This is a genomic window from Bacillus salipaludis, assembly GCF_030938565.1.
Taxonomy (GTDB): domain Bacteria; phylum Bacillota; class Bacilli; order Bacillales; family Cytobacillaceae; genus Neobacillus; species Neobacillus salipaludis_A.
The window spans coordinates 3,557,353-3,583,089 of record NZ_JAVGVR010000001.1; the positions used below are offsets into that span (position 1 = coordinate 3,557,353).

The following is a 25,737-nucleotide window of genomic DNA, read 5'->3' on the forward strand; positions in this document are numbered from 1 at the left end:
GTGATTTTTTATTTTTTAGAGTGTTCATGGTTTATCACACGACAAATTTTAAAAAAATGTAAAAGTCCATTCAGGTGATATAAATGTATTTCAAGTTTTTAGAAAGATTTAAAAATAGTCAGGAACCAGAGAACGGGACAAAATCAATAAAAATGATTTTTCAACAAGCTGCTAAATCAAGTGATTTCCATCAATTTTCATTATCTGAAGAACAGGGTATTACAATTAGTTACTATAAAAGTATGGTTGATCCAAAGAAAATAAATAACCTTCTCCTCCCAGCAATTCAAGAACATATTGAGAAAATTAGGGAAATTAATGATATAAAAAAGTTTATTCCTTTTGAGAATGCCATAGTAACAACCAATCCCTTAGATGTCGAAGAAAAACTAATTAAAGGATATGTTATTGTTCAATTAAAGGATTCCAACCAATATTTTTTGACCATAAATATTGATAATGCAAATCTAGGTTATCGAGAGAATAATGATACAGAGAATGAATTTAGTGTTATTGGTCCAAAAGTTGGTTTTGTAGAAAATATTAGTACGAATCTTCATTTATTAAGAAAGCAAATGGCCGTTACAGAATTAGTTTTTGAGGAAATAAAAATTGGTTCAATGTCTAAAACGGAAGTAGTCATTGCCTATTTGGATGGAATTACTAATCCGGAATATATTCAAACGGTTCGACAGCGACTGAAGGATATTAATTTTGATGTTATTTTCGATAATTCCCAAATTGATCAAATGATTTCAGATCATTCAAATACCCCCTTTCCTATTTTTTTATCTACTGAACGGATTGACAGGGTTTTATATGCAATGATATCAGGACAAGTTGCAATCTTATCGAATGGGTCACCTTACATTGTTACAGGACCAACAACGATATTAGATTTTTTCATTTCTCCAGAAGACTATTATCTTAATTGGGTACTCGGGTCGTTTTTTCGAATCATTCGTATTATTAGTGTTATTTTCTCTCTGTTTGCTACACCTATATATGTAGCAATTTTAACCTTTCATTATGAAGTTGTACCTGATGATTTATTGCAACCCCTTATTAGCTCAAGAGCTCATGTTCCATTTCCTCCGGTATGGGAAGCGATTTTTTTGGAAATTACCATTGAATTGTTGAGAGAGGCGGGGGCACGCTTACCGACAAAAATTGGGCAAACACTGGGTATTGTAGGTGGTATTGTTATCGGTCAGGCATCTGTCCAAGCTGCTCTAACAAGTAATATTTTACTTATTATTGTTTCATCATCTGCACTTGCTTCTTTCACAACTCCAATCTTTAAAATGTCAAATGCAATTCGTCTCATCCGGTTTCCACTAATTTTACTTGCAGCATTTTTGGGCGGCTTTGGAATTATAATAGGATTTGTTCTTCTGTTAGGACATTTATTAAAACTTAAATCCTTGGGAAATCCATATATGGTACCTCTATTTCCTTTTAGAATAAAGAACTTTCGCGACAGTTTTATTCGATCATCCTATCAGTTTACAACGACACGAAGCAGATTTTTAAGACCTCTTTCACTTAAAAGATATACACCAAATCAAGATAAGGATGATATTAATAATGAATAGTCAAAAGCGAAAAAATATAAGGTATTTTTGTGCTCTTTTGCCTCTCATTTTGATTATTCCTGGCTGCTCTTTTCCACGGCAAAAAATTATAGATGATGTGCAACTTCCTAAAGTATTAGGTTTTGACAAAGTTGATAACCAATATGTTGGAACTGCGCTTTATTCTGATTATACGGGAGATGAAAAAGAAGGTGGGAGCTCTATTTTACAGGGAAAAGGAAGGAAATCCCATTTAATAAAACAATCTATCAATGCACAATCTCCTAAACCGCTAGAAATTGGAAAGTTGAACCTTGTAATCTTTGGTAAAGAATTAGCTGAAAATGGGGTGTCTTATTTTGTTAAGACTGTTTGCAGGGATCCTTTGATTGGAAGCAATATGTTAGTGGCTGTTTCTGAAGAAACAGCAGAAGAAATTTTAATGAAAAATAAAGATAGAAACAGCAATTATCCTTATAAAATGATTGAACAAAATTATCGAACTCAAAATGTACCAATTCCAACTTTGCAAAGTTTTTTATTTGATTTCTATGGAGACGGAAGAGACCCCTCCTTACCTTATTTAAAGATTAATCAAAAGGGTAACATTGAGGTAAACGGGCTAGCAGTGTTAAAAAAAGACAGACTAGGACTTATCTTAAATCAAAAAGAAAGCTTTTTATACAAAATATTAAGAGGAAGAGTGATTAGAGGGCAGACAGAATTTAACATACATAAGGGGCAGTCGGAGGATTCAGTAATTTTAGCCATTTTATATGGAAAAAACAAAAAATCAATTATTAACAAAGGTTCGAAATCAAAAGTAACATTCAATATAACACTAAACGGAATGGTAAAGGATTTTCCAGATTGGCTAGATTTAAGGAAAAAACAAAATAACCTATTATTAAAAAAGCAATTGGAAAAACAAATGAAAAAGGATTTTGAAAAGCTATTCGTAAAATTCCAAATGCATCAAGTCGATCCATTAGGTATAGGTGACTTTGCAAGAGCGAATTCAAAAAAATGGAACGAAAAGGAGTTTTATGAAAAGGTGTACCCAACTATTTCATTGGATATAAATTTAAAAATAGAACTATCTCAAGCAGGGATTGGCGAATGAAAAAAAAGGTGATTAACCATGAGTAAACAATTAAATAAAAGTTTGACAGTTTCTCCTTTTTTTTTATTTTTTCTGATTCACAGTACCCAATCCGGTGTAGGCTTGTTGAATTTTCAAGGTAAAATAATAAAGGGAGCAGAACAGGATGCATGGGTTTCAATTCTATTGGTTGGAATCAGTTTTCATCTCATTATTTGGCTACTGTATTTCTTATTAAAGAAATCAAATAATGGAGATATTATGTCTTTACATCAACAATTATTTGGGAGATGGCTAGGAAACGTATTAAATATTTTCTTTTATGGATATATGCTTTTAATTATTTCAACGATAATTAGGTCCTATTTATCCGTTCTGGTTACTTGGGTTTTTCCTTATACCCCTATTTGGTTTTTATCACTTACTATGATTTTTGTGATTTCATACTTAGTTGTTGGAGGCTTTAGGGTTATTACCGGTATTTGTTTTTGGGGGATGATCATCCCTTCGCTCCTTCTGTTAACGGTATATTTTCCATTCCAATATGCCTACTGGACGAATTTATTACCCGTTTTTAATCACAGTTTAAGTGACTATTTTGTATCGGCAAAAGAAAGTATTCTAATGTACTCAGGACCAGAATTTTTACTTATTTATTATCCTTTTATTAAAGATAATCAAAATTCCCAAAAATGGGCACACATTTCACAAGCGTATACAACCATTTTATATTTATTTATTACCATCATTTCATTTGTTTATTTTAGTCATGGGCAGCTTGAACATGTTACTTGGCCCACCCTCATGATGTCAAAAATTATCCGCTTTCCATTTATCGAAAGATTTGAATATATCTTTATTTTTTTATGGCTCTTAGTGGTCCTTCCCCCTTGTTGTATGGCATTGTGGGGGGCGATTCGAGTTTTGAAAGAATCGTTTAAATTTAAACCTAGAATGTCTTTATGGATATCCATTATTATCGTTCATTTCATGGTTATTAACGTCAAAAGTAAAGTGGAAGTTGAGGAAATGGGGACTTTCATTAGATTTGTCTCATCCAGCTTTCTATATATTTATATACCAATTTTGTTTTTGTTTATTCTCATCTTACAAGCCTTTAAAAAAGCCAAGAGTGTAGGGGTAAATTAGTTTTAATATTGTAAAACAGAATAGATTATTGCTTTTCCTGGTTTTGGCCAACTTTTCAATGGCCTCTTTTAAAAGCGAGTGTTTTTATCACTTTAGATATTTTTGGAAGTTTACATCTACCAGGTGAAACAACAACATCTGCATGGTCATTTCGTGGGGAAGGCAAGAAATCCTCGGATCCAGTAGGATTCGAGGATTTTTTATACGTCAAAAATTCATACCTTTGAAAAAGTATTCAATTTAACACATAATACGATATTTTTTTCAACTTTACGGAAAACCCCTTCGGATATGATCTTATGGGACTTTGAATAAGTCAAATTATTTCTAACACTTAAGAATGAAATATTCGATTCCTATATTCCCGCGGTGTTGATCCATATGACTTCTGAAACATTTTAGTGAAATATTTAGGGTCAGTATATCCCACTTGCTGGCTGATTTGATAATATTTAAGGTTCGGATTTTTCAACAGGTGACAGGCTTTTTCCATTCTTACTCGGGTAAGAAATTGATTGAAGGATTCGTTCGTTGTAGCTTTGAAAATTTGTCCGAAGTAATGCTCTGTTAGGTGAACACGCTTCGCAACATCTTTTAAAGAAATCGTTTTCATATAGTTTGCGTTTATGTAGGATTTGGCACTCAAAACTAATCTTTCATGATAGGAAGCAGATTTTTCCTCATTCAAAGGAGAATCTTGGCTCTTAATTTCTGTTTCCTTTTGAATCTTATCAATCACTTCAAATAATTCATCCGTATCGATTGGTTTTAATATATAACCCCTTGCATTATATTTCAGTGCATTATGAGCATAGGTAAATTCCTCATAACCACTCATAATAATGACCTGAATTCTGGGGGAATTTTCGTAGATATGTTTGGTTAATTCAAGGCCGTCCATATTTGGCATTCGAATGTCTGTTAAAATCATGTCTATTTTTTCGTTTTCCAACCAGTACAATGCTTCGGTTCCATTTTCTGCTGTTCCAATCACGTCAATATTCCGCTCATTCCATTCATCCATTGCCATTAAACTGCTGGAGATTAACCAATCGTCATCCACAATTAACATTTTTCTCATAATCTGAATTCACCTCTTTAGGGATTTTTACCGTGATGGTTGTACCTTTGTTTAATTTGCTTTCGATCCTGATTCCATAGTTATTTCCGTAATGTGATTGAATCCTAGTTTGAACATTGTATAAACCAATTTTCTTTTTATACTTAGATAAATCCTCTGAATTATTTTTTAGCCGGTCCTGTAATTGTTGGAGATTGTCTGGCTCTATGCCTTTTCCATTATCTGTAACGGTGAAGATGATATTCTCATCTACCTGTTTTCCCTTAATAATTAGTTTCCCGAAGGATCTTAAAGGGTCGATTCCGTGTATGATGGCATTCTCCACAATCGGTTGGAGAATCAGTTTTACAGTTAGACAGAATTTTATATCATCATTCATTACTATTGAATATTCAAGGGGATAGCGCATTCTGATCTTTTGAATTTCCAAATAACTTTCGAGGTACATAACTTCTTGATGTATGGGGATTTTCTCTTCAAAAGAGCTGATACTTAAACGTAATAATCTTCCTAAAAGAACAATTAAATGACTAATTTCGTGTTCCTTCTTCATTCGTGCCAGTGAGTTTATCGATTCCAGTGTGTTATAAAGGAAATGGGGATTAATCTGCAGTTGAAGTGCGGTGATTTCTGCAGCTTTTTTTAATTTCTCTTCCTCAGCCACTGATTGGACTAACCTATTAATCTGGACAATCATTTCATTAAATCCTTGTCCGAGTTCACCAATTTCGTCCTTCGATTTAACGATAAATTTTTGATTAAGGTTACCGTTTTTAACCTTGGACATCACTCTCTGCAATATCTTAATCGGTTTGGATATTCTATGGGAGATGAACATAGCTGATAATAAACAAACGATTACACTTGTAATGGTGATCATCCATACGATCCATTTCACTTGTGTGACTGGCTTATAAAAATCATTTGCTTCGAAATATTCTGCTACATACCACTTCGTTGTAGGATTATATTGTTTAAAAAGCAGATAGCTCTTATGGTCTTTGGTATGGATAGTTGACCCATTTTTTTGTTTTTGTACGGAGTCAAAGGAGATATGAGCTAAGCGTGCCGGTGCTAAGACAAAGCCTTGATTGTTATATATAAATGTTCCGGATGAAGTTTCGGAATCTAGTTCATTATTTAATATGTATTCGAGTAATTCAGGCTTAAAATCAATCACCATATAGCCGTAACTTCTTAGATTTCGATCCCAAACCTTTTGAACATAGGAATATACCTTTTGATTTTTATCTAGATTGGAATAGGTTCTGGTGTGTAGATTCGTAATAAGAGGGTTCAGGTTATTTTTTTCTATATCTTTTAACCAGGGAAGGTTATTAAAATTGTCTTTTGTAAAATTCATATTAAGGGAATAACCGTAATTGTAAACAAAACCGTTATTACTAATAATGGTTATACCAACTGTTTCCGGGCGGATCGTTTGAATACTTTCCATCAGAGCATCAAGTTTTAAGTAGAACTGTGGATGCAGAGTAGGATCTTGGTTTGCTAGAAATTGTGAAAATACTGCGCTGCTCTTTATTCCAGATTGCATTCTTTCTAAATCAAATAAAAAAGTATTAAGCGCTTTCATTTTCTGACTTAAAATATAATTTGCATGATACTGCAAATTTTCATAGAGGCTTTGTGAATATTTGTTAAATGTAATCCATCCAACCAAAGAAAGGGGAATAACTGAGATGAGTATAAAGGAAATAATGAGTTTAAAGAAGATGGAGTTTAAAAACCTCATTTGGTCAAATTTTCCTCCTTTTTAATAGATTACTTTAGTTTTTTTGCTATCCACGAAATGTCCCTTTTTTCCTACGATTTATCCCGTTGTTTAATTATTTAAAAAAATTATAATTATCAATAAGTTCAAGTTTGCTATTTTTAGAATAACGAAGGGAGGATAAAAAGTAAAATTCTTTTTCGGTAAAAAACTAAAAAATTCATAGGTAGATGTTTGGGGGAGGGTCAAAAGGTGAAAAATTACAGGAATTTTTTTACTTTGGTGCTAACAGTTGTTTTAGTGTTAACCATGATCGTTGGTTGTCAGTCTCCTACAGCTAGTAACGAAAACAATTCTAGTAAACAGGATGGAAGTAATAGTTCAAAAGCCGAGAAGGGCAAAACGCTTGATCTCTATATTCCCAATTACTATAACGATGTCGAAAAACAACAATGGGCAGATGTTGTTGAGAAATTTAAAGAACTAAACCCTGGTATTAACGTCCATATTGCCACAGGTGATGTACAAGTGGAATCTGGAAAACTGCCAACTCTCTTGCAGTCCGGAGTAAATCCGCCTGATGCGATTCTCATGAATGCCGGCCCCGGCAGGGTTTCTGTGTTATCGGATGTGAATTTAATTCAACCGTTAAATAAAATGTATGAAAGAAATGATTGGAAAGATAAACTGCGCCCATTTGCTTATAATCTTATCTCTGGTGAAAAAAATATTTATGAATTACCCCATATGATTGATGCCATTGGAATTTTCTATAACAAAGATATCTTCCAGAAAAGCGGGTTAGAGGTACCAAAAACAAAAGAAGAATTCTTGAAAACACTTCAAAAATTAAAAGAGGACGGAGTCTCACCTATTACGGTAGGAGCGCGTAATGGATACGCTATTGGATGGTTGTTTGGCGTTATGTTGGAATCTGTCGCCGGTACTGAAAAAGTAGAAAATCTTTTATATGGAAACGGAAAGTGGAATGATCCGGAAATTGTGAAGGTAGCAGAAATGATGAACGATTGGGTGAAAAGGGGCTATATTGCCAAGGAATCTGTAACGCAAACACAAGCTGATTCGAAATTCAGATTTTTAGGTAAAAAAGCAGCGATGGAAGCAGAGGGAACCTACTTAATTACGGACCTTGCGGCTCAAAGCTTACAAAAAAGCGTCAATATGTTTATGATGCCCTCCTTTATTGAAGGAAAGACGGCTAAACCAGTTGGTGGAATCGGGTTAACCTGGGTGGTTCCGACAAAAGCGAAAGATGTTGATTTAGCAGAGAAATGGTTTAATTTTATCGTTTCAAAGGATTATAGCGATATTGTTCTACACAAGCCTGATTACAATTTTGTTCCTGCCTCAAAAGCATCAGAAGGAATTGAACCGGTTAGCGATGTTTTAAAAACATCTATGAAAGAAATTGCAGATGGTTCTGGCTACAATCCAAGTGTGTTTATTGGAGTGGAAGCAAAAGAGGCCTATTATCAAAACTTACAGGGTCTGGTTGGTGGCTTGATCTCACCTAAGGAAGCTATGAATAATATTGAAGCAGCTGCCGAGAAGGATCGTGCTGCGGGATTCAAATTAAACAAGTAATAGAATATGAGGGGTTTAAAACTTTGAACCCCTCATCGTAAAGGAGGAGTAAACATTGAATTTATCTGATTCCGCATCCTCTTTAAAGATTGATCAAAAGAATAGTCCCGCAGTTATGAAGGGAAAAAGAAAAGTCAAAGTTAAAAAGATCCTTATGATTCTTTCCTTTCTATCACCAGCGCTCATTTTGTATGCCATTTTTATGCTCTATCCGATGATTGACGCCATTAGATTAAGTTTTTTTGATTGGGATGGAGCCGCATCCTCGATGAAATTTATCGGTCTCGAAAACTATTTAAAACTTACCGGTGACAAAATATTTTTAAAGGCACTGGGACACAATTTGTTATGGGTGGTCCTAAGTTTAATACTAATGGTTATCCCGACCTTAATATTGGCTGTTTTAATTAGCCGGTTAAAAAGAGGAAAGACTTTCTTCCGGGCAGGCTTTTACCTGCCAAGTGTTCTATCTTTAGCCGTTGTTGGGGTTTTATGGTCGAAAATTTATGATCCGAATATGGGACCCATCAACGTATTTTTAAGATCGATAGGCTTAGAAAATGCTGCAAAAAATTGGCTGGGAGAGCCTCTCTTTGTAATACCAGCATTAGTGGTTGCCAGCACTTGGGCCTTTTATGGTCTCTATTTGATACTATTTTTAGCAGGTTTACAGAATATTAATCATGAACTATATGAGGCGGCCGACTTGGATGGAGCAGGTCCAATCAGAAAATTTTGGAGTATAACGATTCCCAGTTTACGGAATACCCTGAACGTTGTCATTAGTATGGTTATTATAAATGCGCTAAAGGGTTTTGCATTAATTTGGATTATGACCCAGGGTGGACCATTCTATATGAGTGAACTTGTTTCAACCTATGTCTATAAGGCGGCCTTTAGTATGAATAAGGTAAGCTATGCAACGGCAGGAAGTGTGGTATTGGGAATCATCGTAATCCTGTTTACGGTTGCCTTTAATTATTACCGGGAAAGGAGTGAACATTAGTGGAGTCTATTCTTAAAAGATGGAAATCTTCACAAATTACCCTATGGGCGGTCCTGCTCATTCTTCTCCTTTTTATTACGGCACCTATCTTTTATGCGGTCATTGCAAGTTTTAAGACAAATATGGAAATTTTCAGCAGTCCTTTTTCGCTGCCAAAATCGTGGAATTTTGATAATTATATCAATGCCTGGAATCTGGGAAACTTTAAAGCTTATTTCTTAAACAGTGCTTTTATTACTATTGGCGGAATGTTGATTGTTGCGTTGGTGGCCTGCCCTGCAGGATATGCTTTTGCGCAATTAAACTTTAAAGGAAATAATCTCATTTTCTATTTGGTGCTATTAGGGATGTCACTACCTGTACAGGCAATCATCATCCCCATTTTCTTTCAATTAAAATCAATGGGCTTAGTGAATACATTGACAGGGGTAACCTTAGTTTCATCTGGGTTAGCGCTGCCGTTTTCCGTATTCCTGATGAGAAATACTTTTCGGGATATTCCAAAGGAGCTTAAAGAATCAGCAGCCATTGATGGTGCCGGTGAATGGCGAACCTTTTGGTCAGTTATTCTGCCTTTAGCCAAACCTGGTTTAGTAGCCCTGCTGATTTTCACTTTTATGAATATCTGGAATGACTTTTTACTTCCATTAGTCTTATTGATTTCTCAAAACAAATTTACGATTTCACTTGGATTATATTCTTTCCAGGGGGAGCAGACGACAAATTTTGGATTAATCTTTGGAGGTACTGTGATTAGTATGATTCCTAGCATTATTATCTATATTATTTTCCAACGGTCTTTTGTGGAAGGAATGACCGATGGGGCCAATAAGTAACGATTACTTCTACGCAGTTTTTAAAAATAACAAAGGAATGGAGAGATTTTTAAATGGCAACAATTACGGATTTGAATGCTGAAAAACACTTATTACCAATGGATTGGGGCGGAATTCAATGGCTCTGTGGCCAGGATATTGATCCAGAATGTGAAATGACATTTGGAATGGTATATATAAACGCCGGGGAAGCCAATGATCGTCACGTCCACCCAAATTGTGAAGAATTAATCTTCGTGTTATCCGGAGAGTGTGATCATACCCTTGGGGACGAAACCTATCATCTTAAGCCTGGAATGATGTTGCGAATCCCGAGAAATGTACCACATAATGCCACTGTTACTAGCTGGGAACCTTGTAGAATGATCATCGCCTATTCAGCACCAGCCCGTCAGACAATCGGTGAATAATAGTTTAATAAAGGGTGAAGAGGGGAGAAACAATGGAACCAATTAAATTTAATTATGAGTATTCCAATAAGATTAGGGTTGGGTTTATTGGATGCGGAGCCCATGCATTCCGAAATGTTTACCCAACGTTTGATTATGCACCAGTTGACTTAGTTGCTGTTTGTGATTTAAACCAAGATCGAGCTGAAATCTATAAAAAAAGATTTGGAGCAGAAAAAGCTTATACAGATTATAAAGAAATGTTGAAAAAAGAAGATTTGGATGCTGTTTTTGTTGTCTTAAATTTTGATCAAAATGGTCACCCTCTATATCCGAAAATTGTTCCAGATATTTTGAAGGCGGGACTGCCTGCATGGATCGAAAAGCCAGTTTCCTATACTGCGAGAGAAGCAGAAGAATTAATCGAGTTAGAAGAAAAAACAGGTCAGTTTGTTCTTGTTTCAAATAAACGTTATTTTTATCCAACGTTTGTCAAAGCCAAAAAGATTCTTGAGAGTGAGCTATTTGGAGAGCCGGTATCCATATCAGGGAGATACCCGCTTACTTTGTCCCCATTTCAAGAGGAGCTTTGCGAACGAACTGGTTTACATTGGTTTTTAGATATCTGTCACCCAATGTCCGGCATTCATTATCTCATGGGTGAAGTAAAGGAAATGCTTTTCATTGAGCACCAACCAAGTGGAAACGTTCAGACACTTCTCTCATTTAAGTCAGGTGCGGTTGGAAATCTGGAGCTACCTTCCACTCAAGCAGATACGAGTCCTCTTGAAAGATATGAAGTGATAGGAAATAAGCAGAATGTTGTCATTGATAACGGAATGAGGCTGTCCTACTATAAGGGATCAAAAGGCAGTGGAGAATATGGGAAGGCCCCGTCCTTTATTGGTGATAATCCGACGGATGGTCCAGTACATTGGGAGCCGGAGTTTTCTTTAGGGCAAATTTATAATAAAAACCTATTTCTGCAGGGAATGGTTCAAAGCGTCAATCACTTTTCCAATGCAGTATTAAATGGCAGGAAAATTGAACGGGCAACATTAAAGGATTCTCTACATTTAACCAAAATCTTTGAGGCATACAAAAATAATCGCTCTGGAAAATGGATCACAATTGAATAACAGGAGGGTAAAAAATGAATTTGAGTATTTTTACGGATATGTTAGGCTGTGAGTCATTTGAAGAGGCACTTCAACATGTTAAGAATTTGGGGTTTGTCAACATTGATTTAAGAGGAAAATTAGACGGTTCTACAATCGATAATATTCCCTTAGATAAAGCTAGAAAACTAAGTTTACAAATCGAAAAGGAAAATCTAAAGGTTAGCTGTTTAAGTTCTTGGTCTGTCAACCCATGTACCTTCTCCGGGGAACCATCTTATCGGAACGATGACGAAAATCATCATAAACAAATGAGTACCGTTTTAAATCGATTATTTGATTTAGCTGATATATTTAATACCTCGTATATAAGAATTTATTCATTATACCGCCAAGAGGATTTCAATCTATTATCGGATGAAGAAAAGCAACGACAGTATAAACATAATGCAGAAGTTTTACTAAGACATGCAGAACATGCAAAAAATCGAGGAAAAATCTTATTGGTTGAAAATGAACCCCCTACCTTAACGAGTAATTGTGAAGAATTAGGGATTCTGATGAAATACACAAATCATCCTCATTTAAAAATTAATTGGGATATTGTCAATGGCTGGCGAGCAGGGGAATATCCAACCTTGGAAAAATATGAACCTATTAAAAGGTCTATCTATCAAACCCATTTAAAAGGAGCTTCACGCTTATCAAATTCAATCACAAAAGAAAACCCATATGGCTTGTTTGGTAATTTTGCTATTGCAGGCAAAGATGACTTTGATCATGAATCTATTATGAAGGCGCTTGCAGAATATGACCCACAGGCAATTTTAACGATTGACACCCATTATCCGTCCTTTTACCAGCAAGATAAACTCGGTGAGGTAGAAGTTGTTCGCCGTACCAAAGAATATTTCGAGATTGTTCTAAAAAAGGAGGGAGCTCATGAGTAAGAAAGTTGTTTTAGTTGGTTCACTTGATACGAAGGAAAAAGAATTTTTATATGTAAAAGAGATTATTGAAGAATCGGGCCATGAAACCTTACTAATCAACACTGGTGTTTATGAGTCTTCTACTGTTGGTGACATTCTTAATAAAGAGGTTGCATTAGCTGGAGGTTCTTCAATTGAAGAACTAAGGAATAAAGAAGATCGTGGATTTGCGGTTGCAGTTATGACAAAGGGAGCAAATGCAATTGTAAAGAAATTAGTAGATGAAGACCGTGTTGCAGGTGTTTTTGGAATGGGAGGAACGGCTGGAACAACTGTTGGAGCAGCTGCCATGAAAAATGTACCGGTTGGAATACCAAAACTTATTGTTTCCACTGTTGCTTCAGGAAACACCAGACCATATGTTGGTGAAAAAGATATTATGATGTTGTATTCGATTGTAGATATTGCAGGAATTAATAGTTTATCTGCCCGAATCCTTCGGAATGCTGCAAATGCCCTCAGTGGGATGGTAAAAGGAAATTCCATTACTGCTGTGAATGAAGAAAAGCCAATGATAGGGGCTACCATGTTTGGAGTTACCACACCATGTGTGAACAAGACGAGAGAAATTTTAGAAAAGAATGGTTTTGACGTTCTTGTCTTTCATGCTACCGGAGCAGGTGGGGATGCGATGGAAAATTTAATAAACGATGGATTTATTCAGGGTGTGGTTGATATTACTACTACTGAGTTGGCCGATGGACTTGTTGGCGGAATTTTTTCTTCAAGTGAACAGCGTTTAGAAGTAGCAGGTGCTATGGGAATTCCTCAAGTTGTTTCAGTAGGCGCCCTTGATATGGTGAATTTCGGTCCTTCTGAAACAGTACCGGAAAAATTTAAAGATCGGAAATTCTATCAACATAATCCCACCACTACTCTTATGAGGACAACAGTGGAAGAAAACTATTTATTAGGTGGAATACTAGCACGGAAATTAAGTAAGAGTCATTCACCAACAGTTGTTATCTTTCCAAAGGGCGGGGTGTCATTATTAGACAGGGCTGGTCAGCCATTTGATGGCATGGAAGAAAGGGAAGCTTTGTATACTGGTATTAAAGAGAACTTAGCACCACATATTACATTTTTAGAAGTGGAAGAGGATATCAATGATTCTCGTGTTTCTAGTTTAATAGCTAACCAATTATTGGATTTACTAAAAACAAAAATAGGTGGTGTCAAAAATGCGAATTCCTAGAGAGGAAGTATTATCTCGTTTAAATAAACAAATTGAAAACAATCAAGTCATTATCGGCGGGGGTGCGGGAACAGGTTTATCGGCAAAAAGTGCAGAAATGGGCAGAATTGATCTTATTATCATCTATAATTCAGGCCGCTATCGGATGGCTGGCCGTGGTTCATTAGCAGGCTTAATGCCATATGGAGACGCCAACCAGATTGTGGTAGAAATGGGACATGAGGTATTACCGGTTGTGAAGAATACCCCTGTTTTGGCGGGGGTTTGCGGCACAGATCCATTTAGAGACATGGATTACTTTTTAAAACAATTGAAGGAATTAGGATTTTCCGGTGTGCAAAACTTCCCAACTGTAGGATTATGCGATGGGCAGTTTCGCCAAAACTTAGAGGAAACCGGCATGGGCTATGATCTGGAAGTGGAAATGATTAAAAAGGCGCATGCTCTGGGATTAGTGACTTCCCCATATGTTTTTAATGAAGATGATGCTGTGAAAATGGCAGAGGCAGGCGCTGATATATTAGTAGCCCATGTCGGTTTAACAACAAAAGGGGCCATTGGTGCGAAAACTGCTATCGATATTGATGGTGCCGTCAATCTGGTACAGCGGATTCATGATGCAGGTAAGAGAGTGAATCCAAATATTATTGTTTTGTGTCACGGTGGTCCTATCTCCGAACCAGAAGATGCCGAATATGTTTTAAGTAAAACCAAAGGTGTTTCAGGATTTTTTGGAGCCTCCAGTATTGAACGTCTTCCGACTGAATTGGCTATTTCGGGGCAGGTTAAGAAGTTTAAGGAGATTAATAAAAATAAAATCTATTCATAAAAAAAAGGCGGCAGGGTTACCTGTCGCTTTGGTTTTTAATAATTCAATTTAAAAAGCAAGAAAAGAGATTGGAGGAGACTTTTTTTATAAAATAACTTAAGAAAGAAAAGACCTCTGCAACTTGTAGGAAACTAAAATTCATAGAAGAAATATTGGACAGATGATTGCGTCATCTGTCCCTCTTTAATTTGTATCTTTTTATTTTAGTTCGATTTAGATAATAGGATAATACTGCTCATATCTCGGATTATAGTAATAAGGCGGCCTCGGTCCAATTTTTGGCATTTTAAAAGAATATGGATTCGCATTGTATATCAGTTTTACCTTTTTATCAGAATGTTCTACTAACAAGAGCATGACTTCCCGACTGAAATAATATGATTACTTTGTAATCATGTCGGCATCCAGTTTCAGCAATTAAGCCTGCTTGATATTACGGATGAGCAGTTTGATGATACATTTAAGGTAAATATCTACTCCCATTTTTATACAACTCGTGCCGCCCTCCCTTACTTAAAGGCAGGCAGCTCCATCATTAATACTGCCTCGGTTGTCGCATATTATGGAAGTGATCAATTGATGGATTACTCGGCGACAAAGGGGGCAAACGTTGCGTTTACACGCGCATTAGCACGAAATTTAATTGACAAAGGTAAGGGTAAATGCTATTGCACCTGGACGTATATGGACACCCCACATACCAGCCAGCTTTTCGGCTGATCAGGTAGCACTGGCAGAAAACCCAATGAAGCGCCAAGGCCAGCCGTTTGAGGTTGCTCCAACGTTTGTTTATCTAGCCTCTGATGATTCCCGTTTTTGAAACAGGTCAAACACTTCATGTCAACGGCGGGCAATTGATTGCATCTTAAAAACATCTAGGGAAGGACCAAGGGGAAACTTAGCGGACAGTTCTTGTTGCTTTTTTAGTTCAAAAGTGGCCGCAAGAACCGTCCCCATGGCACTCCAGTTTCTTTGAAATCTTTTTTAGTGAAAGGCTGTGTTAAAGAACAATGTTGATTTTTTGAACAGCGTTGATTGGAGCGGAAGGTGCGAGACTCCTCGAAAATGCTAACGCATTTCCTTCGTGCGTGGGTGGATTCAAGGAAGAAATTCAGTGTCCTGCGGGAGCAGCGGGACAGGTAGACCCCACAGGCGCTTAAGCGCCGAGGAGGCTTACCGCCCGCCCCGCGGAAAGCGAGCATCCTGGAGTGGAAATCAACAACTAAGTTTAACAGAGCTTTTTAGTAAAAATAAAAACAGGAAAGTAAATAGCATTTTTTAATTGCAAAAACACCGGAAGATACCTTTCAAGAAAAAAATCCGGCCTAAAGAGAAGCCGGATTTTTTAAGTCTGTTTTACTTCTAACCTTCGTGCAATGAGTGACAAAGCATAATTTACAATAAAGTACATCAACGCCAAAATGATAAAAACAGGTATCACATACGATCCTTTTTGGGCGTAAATAATTTGTCCGTTGTGTAATAAATCCGGCAGGGCAATGACGACTGCCAGGGATGTATCTTTAAGCAGAGAAATAAATTGACTGACAATAGGGGGAACCATTCGTCTCAAAGCCTGGGGCATGATGATATAGCGTAATGTCTGGATATAGGTCAGTCCGGACGAACGCCCTGCTTCAATCTGGCCTTTTTCGATGGAGTTTAATCCGCTTCGGATAATTTCTGACAGCATCGCCGATTCAAAAACGGTCAATGCTGCGATCGCTGCAGTGGTTATTTCCATCTCAATTCCGATCTCGGGCAATGCAAAATAGGTAAAGAAAATGATCAACAGCAAGGGAAGGTTACGAATCGTCTCGACAATGAAAGCAAGAACGGGTGAAACAACGGGAATCCGCGCATATCTGAGGGTGCCAATAAGACCGCCAATAACAAAACTGAGGACAATCGAAATGGCCGCGACCTTAAGAGTGACCCCAAATCCTTCCAATAAAAATTTAAAATTGTCCAGTGTATATACTTCAGTGAACGGTGCCAGAAAATCCACCCTTTTATGCACCTCCTACATGACTGCGAGCCATGCGTTTTTCTAAATACCCTACACCAAGGCTTAAAGGAATGGTTAACAATAAATAAAATAGGGCAACAAACACATAGGTATCAAAGGTTACGTAGGTTTTTGCTGAAATTAAGTCCCCCTGATACATTAAATCCCCGCCAGCGACGACGGCTAACAATGATGAATTTTTAACTAAATTGATAAATTGATTGCCGAGAGGAGGGATGACAATTTTAATTGCCTGGGGTAGGATAACCATTCTCATTGCCTGGCCGTAACTCAACCCAGTCGAGCGGGCCGCCTCCATTTGGCCTTTTGGAACCGACAAAATTCCAGCACGGATGGCTTCGGCAATGAAAGACGACGTATAAATGGTCAATCCTATTGTTCCTGCCACCATCCCGCCAAAGTTTCCAACCAAGTAGGTGAAAAAGATGATAACGAGTACCGGTATATTACGGATAAATTCAACATAGGCCGTACCGAGCCAGTTTAGTAGTTTAAAGGGGCCAATTCGCATCACTGCAATCATTGTTCCCAAAAGGAAGCTGCATAGTAATGCAATTAAACTAGCAATTAGGGTTATTTTTAATCCTTGCAAAAATGAATCGATATTAATGGTTAAAATCGAGAAATCCACAAGCGATCTCCTCCTAATGAATCAGGATGAGCTGGATTGTAAACGTACAAACTTACAACTGCCCATCCTGACTTGAAACCTGTTAAAAAGGGATTATTTTTTTATCCATTTATTCTTTATTTCATCGTACTTTCCTGAATCCTTCAGGCTTTTTAATGCTTTATTCAACGCATCGACAAGATCTTTATTGCCTTTTTTAACAGCGATACCATAAGGTTCTTCCGTGAACGTTCCACCAACCAGTTCATAAGATGGATCTTCTTCTGCCATTCCATAAAGGATTGAATCATCTGTGGTCAAGGCATCACCCTTACCCGCTTTTAAGGCTGTAAAGGCCTCCGCATAGTTTTCGAATTCTAGGACTGTTGTTTCAGGGGCTTTTTCACGAATATTGATCGTCGATGTGGAGCCTTTAACTGCAAGCACTTTCGTCCCTTTTTTCAAGTCTGCAATGCTATGAATCTTGCTGCCTTTTTTCACAAGCAAAGATTGTCCCGCATCAAAATAGACATCCGTAAAGTCTACTTCTTTTTTTCGTTCATCCGTGATGGTCATTGTCGCGACAACGGCATCAACCTTGCCATTATTAAGGAGTCCAACCCTTGTTTTCGATGTAACCTCTACATACTCAGGTTTAACATCCTTTCCAAACATTTCTTCTGCAAGAGCTTTGGAGAGATCAATATCGAAACCTTCTACCTTACCCGTTGAAGGATTTTTCAATCCAAATAAACGCGTGTCATATTTAACTCCAAATACGATTTTTTTATCTTCCTTAATCTTGGCAAGTACATCCTTGCTGCTGCCTTTCGAGTCCTTGTCCCCGCCGCAGCCGGCAAGAAGCAGGGCAGCCATTGTTGATACGACCACCATTTTTAATAAATTTTTTGTTTTGAACATTTCCTTTCCCCCTATTAATTAATGATTTAATATACGGCTGAGAAATAAGCGAGCCCGTTCTTCACGTGGGTTCTCATAAAAATCAGCCGGAACTGCTTCTTCTAATATTTGTCCTTCATTCATAAATACGATTCGGTCGGCCACCTCTCTGGCAAAGCCCATTTCGTGAGTGACTACGACCATCGTCATGCCTTCCTTGGCAAGGGCCTTCATAACATCTAGAACCTCCCCAATCATCTCGGGATCAAGTGCCGAGGTCGGTTCATCGAAAAGCATGATTTCTGGTTTCATTGCAAGGCCGCGGGCAATGGCAACACGCTGCTGCTGGCCCCCGGAAAGCTGAGAAGGATAAGAAGCGGCCTTATCTAATATCCCTACCTTATCGAGATAGTGTTTTGCTGTATTCTTCGCTTCTTTTTCGGTTAGGTTCAATACTTTCATAGGAGCAAGAGTTATATTTTCAAGCACCGTTTTGTGGGGATATAAGTTAAAGTGCTGAAACACCATTCCAATATTACGCCTTAGCTTATTGATATCTGTTTTTTTATCTCCTACAGATATCCCATTTACGGTGAGTGTACCGTCAGAGATTGTTTCCAGATGATTGATACAGCGCAGCAAAGTGCTTTTCCCTGAACCGGAGGGACCTATTACTACTACAACTTCACCTGGATTGATTGTGAGATTAATATCTTTTAAGACATGAAAATCACCATAAAACTTATTTACTTGTTTAAATTCAATCATTCTTAACCTCCTGATCCAATACCTCAAAGTTATGTAAAATACTTTTGGTAAATTTTAGAATCATTTAAAGTATATTCCTAATTTGTTTTAATAAACCAGGACCATTTACTTGTTTTTTTAGGATTATAAAATAGTAGACTAGGTAATCTAGTATAGAGTACCTAAGTATTACTCCGATTTACTGTATAAGACATACATTTCTTACTCCAATAAGTAGAGCAGTATAAATGAGTATCAAGTATGGGCCAATTTAGCATAATTCCCCTTTGATTAAATAAAATGGATTGGAGAGTTTTATCATGTTTAATTTAATTTGAACTTTCAACAGCTCTCAATTGTAAAGAACGATTTTGATTTTATACAGGAAGGAGGATTTTATGGATGTTGTAAGTTTAGACCCGTATTTACATGTGCGTACTGCGAAAAATCCAGAATACGCTCCTGGTGGTAACAAGTTACGCTTTATTGCTGATTATACGGGTGTACCTCAAGTATGGGAGCTAAATCGAGGTGAAGGCTGGCCTGCCCAAGTCTCTTTTACACAGGATAGAATAACCCTTATTAAGTATGTAACCGGTACATCTAATGTAATTATTGGGATGGATATGAAGGGAAATGAAAATGAGCAATTACACTTACTAAAGAAAGATAATAAACTAATAGAGCTGACAAATTCACCAGAACATATTCATCGTTATGGCGGAAGCTCCCCTGATGGAAAATGGATTGCTTGGTCTAGTAATCGTCGGCATCCAGCTTATTTTGATCTATACATTCAAAATCTGGAAACGCTAGAAATCCGTCTTGCTTATTCGGATAATGGGCTATTTGCATCCCTTACATGGGCCCCAGATGGAAATTCGCTATTAATTGAGAAAATAAATGCACCTCTTGATAATGATTTGGGTATACTTGACCTTTCAACTGGGTGCGTGAACTGGTTAACAAACCATTCAGGAGAAGCAAGCTTTATAGATGCCCATTTTAATAAGGACGGAACTCATCTCTATTTATTATCCAATAAAGATAGAGAATTCTTTGGGCTTGCCTGTATTAACTTAAAAACAAAATATTTCGATTGGATGGAGCTTGGAGAGTGGGATTATGAAAATCTAGAAATGAGTCATGATAAAGAAAAGCTTGCCTATACGATAAATGAAGGGGGAATTTCCAAAGGGATCATTTTAGACTTAAACACAAGCGAACTTTATTCATGGAAGACACCAGTTGGTGTGATATCAAAAATGAAATTTTCCCCTGATAATCAAAAACTGGCCTATGAATTTAATGGTCCAGCCTATCCACCCGAAATATGGGAACTGGATCTTAAGAGCATACAAGCTGAGAGGCTTACATATGTTTCCCGATCACCAGTTCTCAAGGATAAGTTGATCGAACCGGAAATCATAACCTTTCACTCTTTTGATAAACTTCAGATTCCAGCATTTTACTACCAACCGAAAAATATCACTAAAAAACTGCCTGTTGTTCTTTATCTTCACGGGGGGCCAGAGAGCCAAAGCCGTGCTGTTTATAACTCGATCCATCAATACCTATTAAATCTAGGGTTTGCTGTTTGTGTACCAAACTTCAGGGGCAGTACAGGCTACGGAAAAACGTACACCCATCTTGATGATGTCCAAAAAAGAATGGATGCTGTAACGGATCTGGTTTATATAGTTAAGTGGCTAAAGACAAATCGAAACATAGATTTTGAAAGAATTGCCATAATGGGCGGCAGCTATGGCGGGTTTTTGGTTCTTGCTGCCATTAGCCATTTTCCTCAGTATTGGTCTGCTGCCATTGATATTGTAGGAATGTCAAGTCTTCGGACATTCCTCGAAACAACAAGCCCCTGGCGTAAGAAGCAGAGGGAGGCTGAATATGGAACAATAGAAAGAGACGGAAAATTTTTTGATAGAATTGATCCATTGAATCATACAGATCGAATCACTTGCCCGCTAATGGTTCTCCATGGGGAAAATGATCCCCGTGTCCATATAAAAGAATCCGAGCAAATGGTGACGAAATTAAAGGATCGAAATCACCAAGTTGAATTTATTCGGTTTGAAGATGAAGGCCATAAATTCGAAAAACTTAAAAATAAAAGTACTGCCTATAAAGAAATGGTACAATTTCTCATTCGGCATATTGGTGAGTGATTTCTCAGCTTTAAATAAGGAGAGTGCAGATTCCCATTTGAATCTACTCTCCTTATTTAGCTTGTTTTATGAGCGGAAAAAGGGAGCATAAAACCACCAATTCAATCAAAAAAAATATAAAACTTGGATATAGTTTCTATTAAGCTACAAAAATTTCGAGAAAAAAATGTTAAAAAAGGTTTAAACGATTGAAAAGGGGGTAAATCATAATCAAGGTCGCAACAATTGAGGGAGGTATAATCGATGGACTTTTTGAAAACTGCAGAAAATACCTCAGAAAACAGACAGAGCTTGCACAAGATTGTGCAAGCTCATTTTCAGTTAGAACCGGCAGGATTTATCTGTTTTTTGGGATTATTGAATATATGATATACTAAATGTATAGGTTTAGGAGGGATTATCATGGAGCAGCTAGATTATATTGTTGAATACATACGAACAAATCGAGACCAACTGGTTAAAGAGTGGAAAGATAAACTCGTCAGCCTGAGTGAAGAAAAAACGGACCAAAATTATGCGAGTTTTTGTAATGAATATATTAATATACTGCTATCTCATTCCATGAACGAAGAAGAAGGGAAAATAGCTGTGTTTGCTCAGAGATTAGTAGAATTTGGCTGGACATTAACTTCTATTATAGATAGTGTCTCTGAATTCGGAAAGATTATTTTCTTTCATATCACTGGGAACGCTTCAGAAAAGAAACAAGTTGAGTTTGTTTGGGGTTATGATCAGCGGATTAGTCCGATTAACAACCGATTGTTTAACCAATACGCATCCTCTTGGCAAAAAACGGTCTCTCTGCAGAAAATTGCCCTGCAAGAGTTATCCGCACCGCTCATTCCCGTTTTTGATAATATTTCCGTCATGCCTCTTGTCGGAACGATAGATACAGAGCGAGCGAAAAAGATTATGGAGAATTTGCTGGAAGGTGTTGTCAAGTTTCGATCACAAGTGGTGTTAATTGATATAACAGGAGTCCCTGTTGTCGATACAATGGTGGCCCACCATATTATACAAGCTTCGGAAGCAGTAAGATTAGTAGGTGCACAATGTATTATAGTAGGGATAAGATCAGAGATTGCCCAAACGATTGTTACTTTAGGAATTAACTTAAATCAGGTTATGACAAAAAGCAGCTTGCAAAAAGGGATTATAGCGGCATTAGAAATGACCAATCGAAAAATCGTATCAATGGAGGATTAAGAATGGCTGTCAATATACCAATACTAAAATTATATAATTGCTTGCTTGTTTCCATTCAGTGGGAGCTAGATGATCAAACGGCATTACAGTTCCAAGAAAATTTGCTTCAAAAAATACATGAAACCGGTGCAGTTGGTGTCGTAATCGATTTAACATCTGTCGATATGATCGATTCATTTATTGCGAAAGTGCTCGGTGATGTCATTAACATGTCTAAACTGATGGGGGCAAGAGTCGTTTTGACCGGTATTCAACCGGCTGTAGCGATTACACTAGTTGAACTCGGAATACACCTTCAAGATGTCCGTACAGCATTGGATTTAGAAAAGGGGTTAGAAACATTACAGCGGGAGTTGGAGGAGTGAGCATGGAGAACGAATCCTATGTAAAAATAATATCAGAATGGGATATCGTTGAAGCTAGGCAACTAGGAAGAAATATTGCCAAAGAGCTTGGATTTGGAACAGTTGATCAGGCAAGGATCACAACAGCGATTTCTGAGTTAGCACGAAACATCTATTTATATGCCGGAGAAGGGGAAATCCATATTGAATGTCTCCATAAGTTTGGAAGAATCGGTTTAAAAGTGACTGCCATGGATCAGGGGCCAGGTATTCGGGATATTCGAAAAGTGATGGAGGATGGATATTCTACATCAGGAGGCTTAGGAGCTGGATTACCGGGAGTGAGACGTTTAATGGACAACTTTGATCTCATCTCATCACCCGGAAAAGGTACGACGATCCAGGTGGAGAAGTGGCTGCGTTAGGAGTGAGAGAGAATGGATTTTAAAGCGATTTTAGAAGCAAGTTATCGGGAAATGCTTCGAAGATACATAGAAGAATCGAGTGAAGTGGCATTGTACCAAGGCCAAATGTTTAGCAGGAAATCAATTGAACATAAGGTATCGCCTGAGGAAATCATCCATATCCATTGTAAAGTATTAAAAGATTTATTTCCGGATATTCAAAAGGAAGTTCTATCCTCATTTGATTTTCTTATGGAGTTTATGATGGACTATGGCTTAGCCTATCAAGAACATCAAAGCTTAAGAAATCGACAGTTTGAAATCATTTCAGAAATTGAGACTGCTGCAAGCATTCAAGAAAACCTTTTAGAAACGCCAGTCCCAGATCATGATGAACTAGATATAGGTGCTATTAGCGTTCCGGCAAAGAAAATGAATGGAGATTTTCACCAATTTGTTCATGAGAGAGAAAGGATTAGTATTGCCATTGCTGATATCATTGGCAAAGGAATACCCGCCGCTCTTTGTATGTCCATGATCAAATATGCAATGGACAGTTTATCGGAGTCCACAAAAATTCCAAAAGATGTTCTAGAATATTTAAATAAAGTCGTAGAAGGAAATGTCGGCTCAAGTATGTTTATTACGATGTTTTATGGAATCTATGATTCCGTTAAGCATTTATTTACATATGCTGCAGCTGGGCATGAACAAGGATTCTATTATCATTCATTAACAGATACCTTTGAAGATCTAATAACAGAGGGTATCGTGTTAGGGGTAGATCAGGATGTTACATATAAGCAATATGAAAAAAGGGTAGAACCGGGTGATATGCTTGTTTTACTCTCGGATGGTGTGACGGAATCAAAGACAGACGAGGGGTTTATCGAACGCTCGGCGATCACTGATTTAATTCAAACCTATATGCATTTATCCTCCCAAGAAATGGTGGAAAACATCTATCATGATATTGAGAGAATGCAGAATTTTGAGTTAAGGGATGATTTTACCTTAATTATTTTAAGAAGAAAGCAATAGGTAAGGAGAAATATGAATGAATTTAAAAGTAGAAAAGATTCTCGGGTGAAAAAATGATAGAGCGTGAATTCAATCAGTATATGAAGGCCATTGCCTATCAAATTCAAAAAAAGGGCAACGACGTTAATGGAGATAGTTTCTTTATGAAAGCAATCGATGAATACTTTATTTGCGCGGTTGCTGACGGTTTAGGGAGCGGACAGCATGCTCATGCCTCATCAAAGGCGATTTGTGAAGTGGTGGAACAACACCATGAAGAAGAGGTAGAAAGATTAATCGACTATTGCAATCATGTTCTTAAAGATAGAAGAGGTGCAACCGTATCCATTTTAAAGATAGATTTTTCACAAAAGAAATTCACTTATGGCTCGGTGGGAAATATTGAATTTATTCTCCATAGCCCCTCTGGCCGATTCATTTATCCGATTCCAGTTATGGGGTTTTTATCAGGAAAGCCGCAAAAGTATCAATGTGAAACTTTTTCTTATGAAGAAGGTTCGAAATTTATCATACATACTGACGGTCTTCTCATTCCAGGTATTAAATCATTAATAAGCAACTTTAGGACGATTGATGAAATTTCGAATCATTTAGAGAGCTATACACAAACCAGGAAAGATGACTTGACCTATGTGATCGGTCAACTGTTTTAACAATACAGATCCCCATATGCATGAGTACGTTTTTTTGAAGAAGGATCATTTTAATCTTGAATGAAATCGTTTTGGGGAGCTTCAAAATGATACTTTTACATAAGGAGGACTAACTTTGAATACCTTTTATGACACAAGAAATATCTCAGAATATATTATCGCGAATAATGTGAAATTTCAGGAAAGGCTTTTATCGGAGGCGGTAAATGTTGCCTCTAATATAGAGGGAATTTTAAAAGCCGGAAACATTGATCTTTTGAAAAATGCTCAAAGAGTCGTTCTTTACGTTGTGGAAAATTCAATCGATGAACTCATTTCATTTGCCAAACAAGAAGGAGTCGCCTGGGCGAAACATTCATTAACTTTAGAGTTCAAACTAGAATGGGTACATGCAATAAGACGTACCTTATGGTATTTCATCGAGCTTTATGATCAAGAAAAAAAGAATTTTAATCATGCTGGCGTTTTTTTTGAATTGGAAAAGAGTGTAAATGATGGGATTGATGAATTTTTAAATACCTTTTTCATTAGCTATTCCCAGTATAAGGATGAATTAATTCTTTCTCAAAGGAAATTAGTTGAACATTTATCGGCTCCAATCATACCAGTCAGTCCAACTGTAGCTGTGCTGCCGTTGATTGGTCAGTTTGATTCGTATCGAATGGATATTATTGAAGAAAAAATTCTAAAGGAGATCGCGAGGTTAAAGATTCTTACCTTGATTATTGATCTTTCTGGAATATCGGATATGGACGAAATGACGATTTCCCATTTTCAAAAAGTATTGATTGGCATAAACTTGATGGGGGCTAAATCAGTCATAACGGGATTACGCCCTGAGCTAGTTAGGCAAATGGTTAATTTAGGAATTGACCTTAAAGGTCTAACAGAAACAAAAGCAACGTTACAACAAACACTAAATGAACATCTTGCTTAACCTTCACTTTTTTTGAATGAATCAATCGTAATGCTAAAAAGTAACCCCTCGTTCTGGTTGGTACGAAGGGTACTTTTT

At 37.1% G+C, this 25,737-nt stretch carries 24 protein-coding genes and 1 pseudogene; 19 read left to right on the forward strand and 6 right to left on the reverse strand.

Annotated elements, in window-relative coordinates:
• Positions 1-83: 83 nt before the first annotated feature.
• The 3 genes from RCG21_RS17620 to RCG21_RS17630 are packed head-to-tail and all read left to right on the forward strand — an operon-like array spanning position 84 to position 3,825.
• A complete protein-coding gene (locus tag RCG21_RS17620) occupies positions 84-1,595 on the forward strand; it encodes a spore germination protein (RefSeq protein ID WP_308913519.1) in 1,512 nt (503 codons plus the stop codon).
• A complete protein-coding gene (locus RCG21_RS17625; RefSeq protein ID WP_165976324.1) occupies positions 1,588-2,697 on the forward strand; it encodes a Ger(x)C family spore germination protein in 1,110 nt (369 codons plus the stop codon). The genes RCG21_RS17620 and RCG21_RS17625 overlap by 8 nt, the downstream gene beginning before the upstream one ends.
• An 18-nt stretch (positions 2,698-2,715) precedes the next feature.
• Positions 2,716-3,825 (forward strand): GerAB/ArcD/ProY family transporter, encoded by a 1,110-nt coding sequence (locus tag RCG21_RS17630; RefSeq protein ID WP_133337119.1) that lies wholly within the window; start codon positions 2,716-2,718, stop codon positions 3,823-3,825.
• A 334-nt stretch (positions 3,826-4,159) separates the two neighbouring features.
• On the opposite strand, the gene RCG21_RS17635 is transcribed toward RCG21_RS17630, so the two are convergent.
• Positions 4,160-4,906: a response regulator transcription factor gene (locus RCG21_RS17635; protein WP_133337117.1), complete on the reverse strand. Its 747-nt coding sequence runs from the start codon at positions 4,904-4,906 to the stop codon at positions 4,160-4,162.
• On the reverse strand, positions 4,881-6,659 hold the full coding sequence (locus RCG21_RS17640; RefSeq protein WP_133337115.1) for a sensor histidine kinase: 1,779 nt from the start codon (positions 6,657-6,659) through the stop codon (positions 4,881-4,883). The genes RCG21_RS17635 and RCG21_RS17640 overlap by 26 nt, the downstream gene beginning before the upstream one ends.
• A 231-nt stretch (positions 6,660-6,890) precedes the next feature.
• Between RCG21_RS17640 and RCG21_RS17645 the strand changes: the two genes are divergently transcribed.
• From RCG21_RS17645 to RCG21_RS17685, 9 genes and pseudogenes are all read left to right on the forward strand, one after another.
• Entirely contained in the window at positions 6,891-8,243 is a 1,353-nt protein-coding gene (locus tag RCG21_RS17645; protein WP_133337113.1) for an ABC transporter substrate-binding protein, read from the forward strand.
• A gap of 55 nt (positions 8,244-8,298) precedes the next feature.
• Positions 8,299-9,249, forward strand: a complete 951-nt coding sequence (locus RCG21_RS17650; protein ID WP_133337111.1) for a carbohydrate ABC transporter permease — start codon at positions 8,299-8,301, stop codon at positions 9,247-9,249.
• Complete coding sequence (locus tag RCG21_RS17655) at positions 9,249-10,085, forward strand: carbohydrate ABC transporter permease (protein WP_133337109.1); 837 nt, start codon at positions 9,249-9,251, stop codon at positions 10,083-10,085. The genes RCG21_RS17650 and RCG21_RS17655 overlap by 1 nt, the downstream gene beginning before the upstream one ends.
• Before the next feature lie 53 nt (positions 10,086-10,138).
• Entirely contained in the window at positions 10,139-10,495 is a 357-nt protein-coding gene (locus RCG21_RS17660) for a cupin domain-containing protein (protein ID WP_133337107.1), read from the forward strand.
• 32 nt (positions 10,496-10,527) lie between these two features.
• Positions 10,528-11,613 carry a Gfo/Idh/MocA family protein gene (locus RCG21_RS17665; RefSeq protein WP_133337105.1) on the forward strand — a complete coding sequence of 362 codons (1,086 nt, stop codon included), beginning with the start codon at positions 10,528-10,530 and terminating at the stop codon, positions 11,611-11,613.
• Positions 11,614-11,627: 14 nt separating this feature from the next.
• Positions 11,628-12,542: a sugar phosphate isomerase/epimerase family protein gene (locus RCG21_RS17670; protein WP_133337103.1), complete on the forward strand. Its 915-nt coding sequence runs from the start codon at positions 11,628-11,630 to the stop codon at positions 12,540-12,542.
• Positions 12,535-13,776 carry a Tm-1-like ATP-binding domain-containing protein gene (locus tag RCG21_RS17675; protein WP_133337102.1) on the forward strand — a complete coding sequence of 414 codons (1,242 nt, stop codon included), beginning with the start codon at positions 12,535-12,537 and terminating at the stop codon, positions 13,774-13,776. Before RCG21_RS17670 ends, RCG21_RS17675 begins: the two co-directional genes overlap by 8 nt.
• Complete coding sequence (locus RCG21_RS17680; RefSeq protein ID WP_133337100.1) at positions 13,763-14,605, forward strand: phosphoenolpyruvate hydrolase family protein; 843 nt, start codon at positions 13,763-13,765, stop codon at positions 14,603-14,605. Before RCG21_RS17675 ends, RCG21_RS17680 begins: the two co-directional genes overlap by 14 nt.
• 381 nt (positions 14,606-14,986) lie before the next feature.
• A pseudogene (locus tag RCG21_RS17685) lies at positions 14,987-15,474 on the forward strand (SDR family oxidoreductase); the annotation flags it as partial.
• Positions 15,475-15,950: 476 nt separating this feature from the next.
• Here RCG21_RS17685 and RCG21_RS17690 read toward each other — a convergent pair.
• The 4 genes from RCG21_RS17690 to RCG21_RS17705 form a co-directional block, all read right to left on the reverse strand.
• Positions 15,951-16,577, reverse strand: coding sequence for an amino acid ABC transporter permease (locus tag RCG21_RS17690; protein ID WP_372512766.1), 627 nt, complete (start codon positions 16,575-16,577; stop codon positions 15,951-15,953).
• Between the two features lie 40 nt (positions 16,578-16,617).
• Complete coding sequence (locus RCG21_RS17695) at positions 16,618-17,265, reverse strand: amino acid ABC transporter permease (protein ID WP_308913520.1); 648 nt, start codon at positions 17,263-17,265, stop codon at positions 16,618-16,620.
• 93 nt (positions 17,266-17,358) lie between these two features.
• A complete protein-coding gene (locus RCG21_RS17700; RefSeq protein ID WP_308913521.1) occupies positions 17,359-18,165 on the reverse strand; it encodes a transporter substrate-binding domain-containing protein in 807 nt (268 codons plus the stop codon).
• An 18-nt stretch (positions 18,166-18,183) separates the two neighbouring features.
• Positions 18,184-18,912, reverse strand: coding sequence for an amino acid ABC transporter ATP-binding protein (locus tag RCG21_RS17705; RefSeq protein WP_308913522.1), 729 nt, complete (start codon positions 18,910-18,912; stop codon positions 18,184-18,186).
• A 377-nt stretch (positions 18,913-19,289) separates the two neighbouring features.
• On the opposite strand from RCG21_RS17705, the gene RCG21_RS17710 reads away from it, so the two are divergent.
• From RCG21_RS17710 to RCG21_RS17740, 7 genes are all read left to right on the forward strand, one after another.
• A complete protein-coding gene (locus RCG21_RS17710) occupies positions 19,290-21,074 on the forward strand; it encodes a S9 family peptidase (RefSeq protein WP_308913523.1) in 1,785 nt (594 codons plus the stop codon).
• Between the two features lie 402 nt (positions 21,075-21,476).
• The gene (gene rsbRA / locus RCG21_RS17715) at positions 21,477-22,280 is read left to right on the forward strand and encodes an RsbT co-antagonist protein RsbRA (protein ID WP_308913524.1); all 804 of its coding nucleotides are present in this window, start codon (positions 21,477-21,479) and stop codon (positions 22,278-22,280) included.
• 2 nt (positions 22,281-22,282) lie between these two features.
• Entirely contained in the window at positions 22,283-22,645 is a 363-nt protein-coding gene (locus RCG21_RS17720; protein ID WP_308913525.1) for an STAS domain-containing protein, read from the forward strand.
• 2 nt (positions 22,646-22,647) lie between these two features.
• The gene (locus RCG21_RS17725) at positions 22,648-23,049 is read left to right on the forward strand and encodes an anti-sigma regulatory factor (RefSeq protein WP_308913526.1); all 402 of its coding nucleotides are present in this window, start codon (positions 22,648-22,650) and stop codon (positions 23,047-23,049) included.
• Between the two features lie 12 nt (positions 23,050-23,061).
• Positions 23,062-24,069 carry a PP2C family protein-serine/threonine phosphatase gene (locus tag RCG21_RS17730; protein WP_308913527.1) on the forward strand — a complete coding sequence of 336 codons (1,008 nt, stop codon included), beginning with the start codon at positions 23,062-23,064 and terminating at the stop codon, positions 24,067-24,069.
• A gap of 53 nt (positions 24,070-24,122) precedes the next feature.
• Positions 24,123-24,722 carry a PP2C family serine/threonine-protein phosphatase gene (locus RCG21_RS17735; RefSeq protein WP_133337084.1) on the forward strand — a complete coding sequence of 200 codons (600 nt, stop codon included), beginning with the start codon at positions 24,123-24,125 and terminating at the stop codon, positions 24,720-24,722.
• 115 nt (positions 24,723-24,837) lie between these two features.
• Positions 24,838-25,659 (forward strand): STAS domain-containing protein, encoded by an 822-nt coding sequence (locus RCG21_RS17740; RefSeq protein ID WP_133337082.1) that lies wholly within the window; start codon positions 24,838-24,840, stop codon positions 25,657-25,659.
• Positions 25,660-25,737 lie beyond the last annotated feature (78 nt).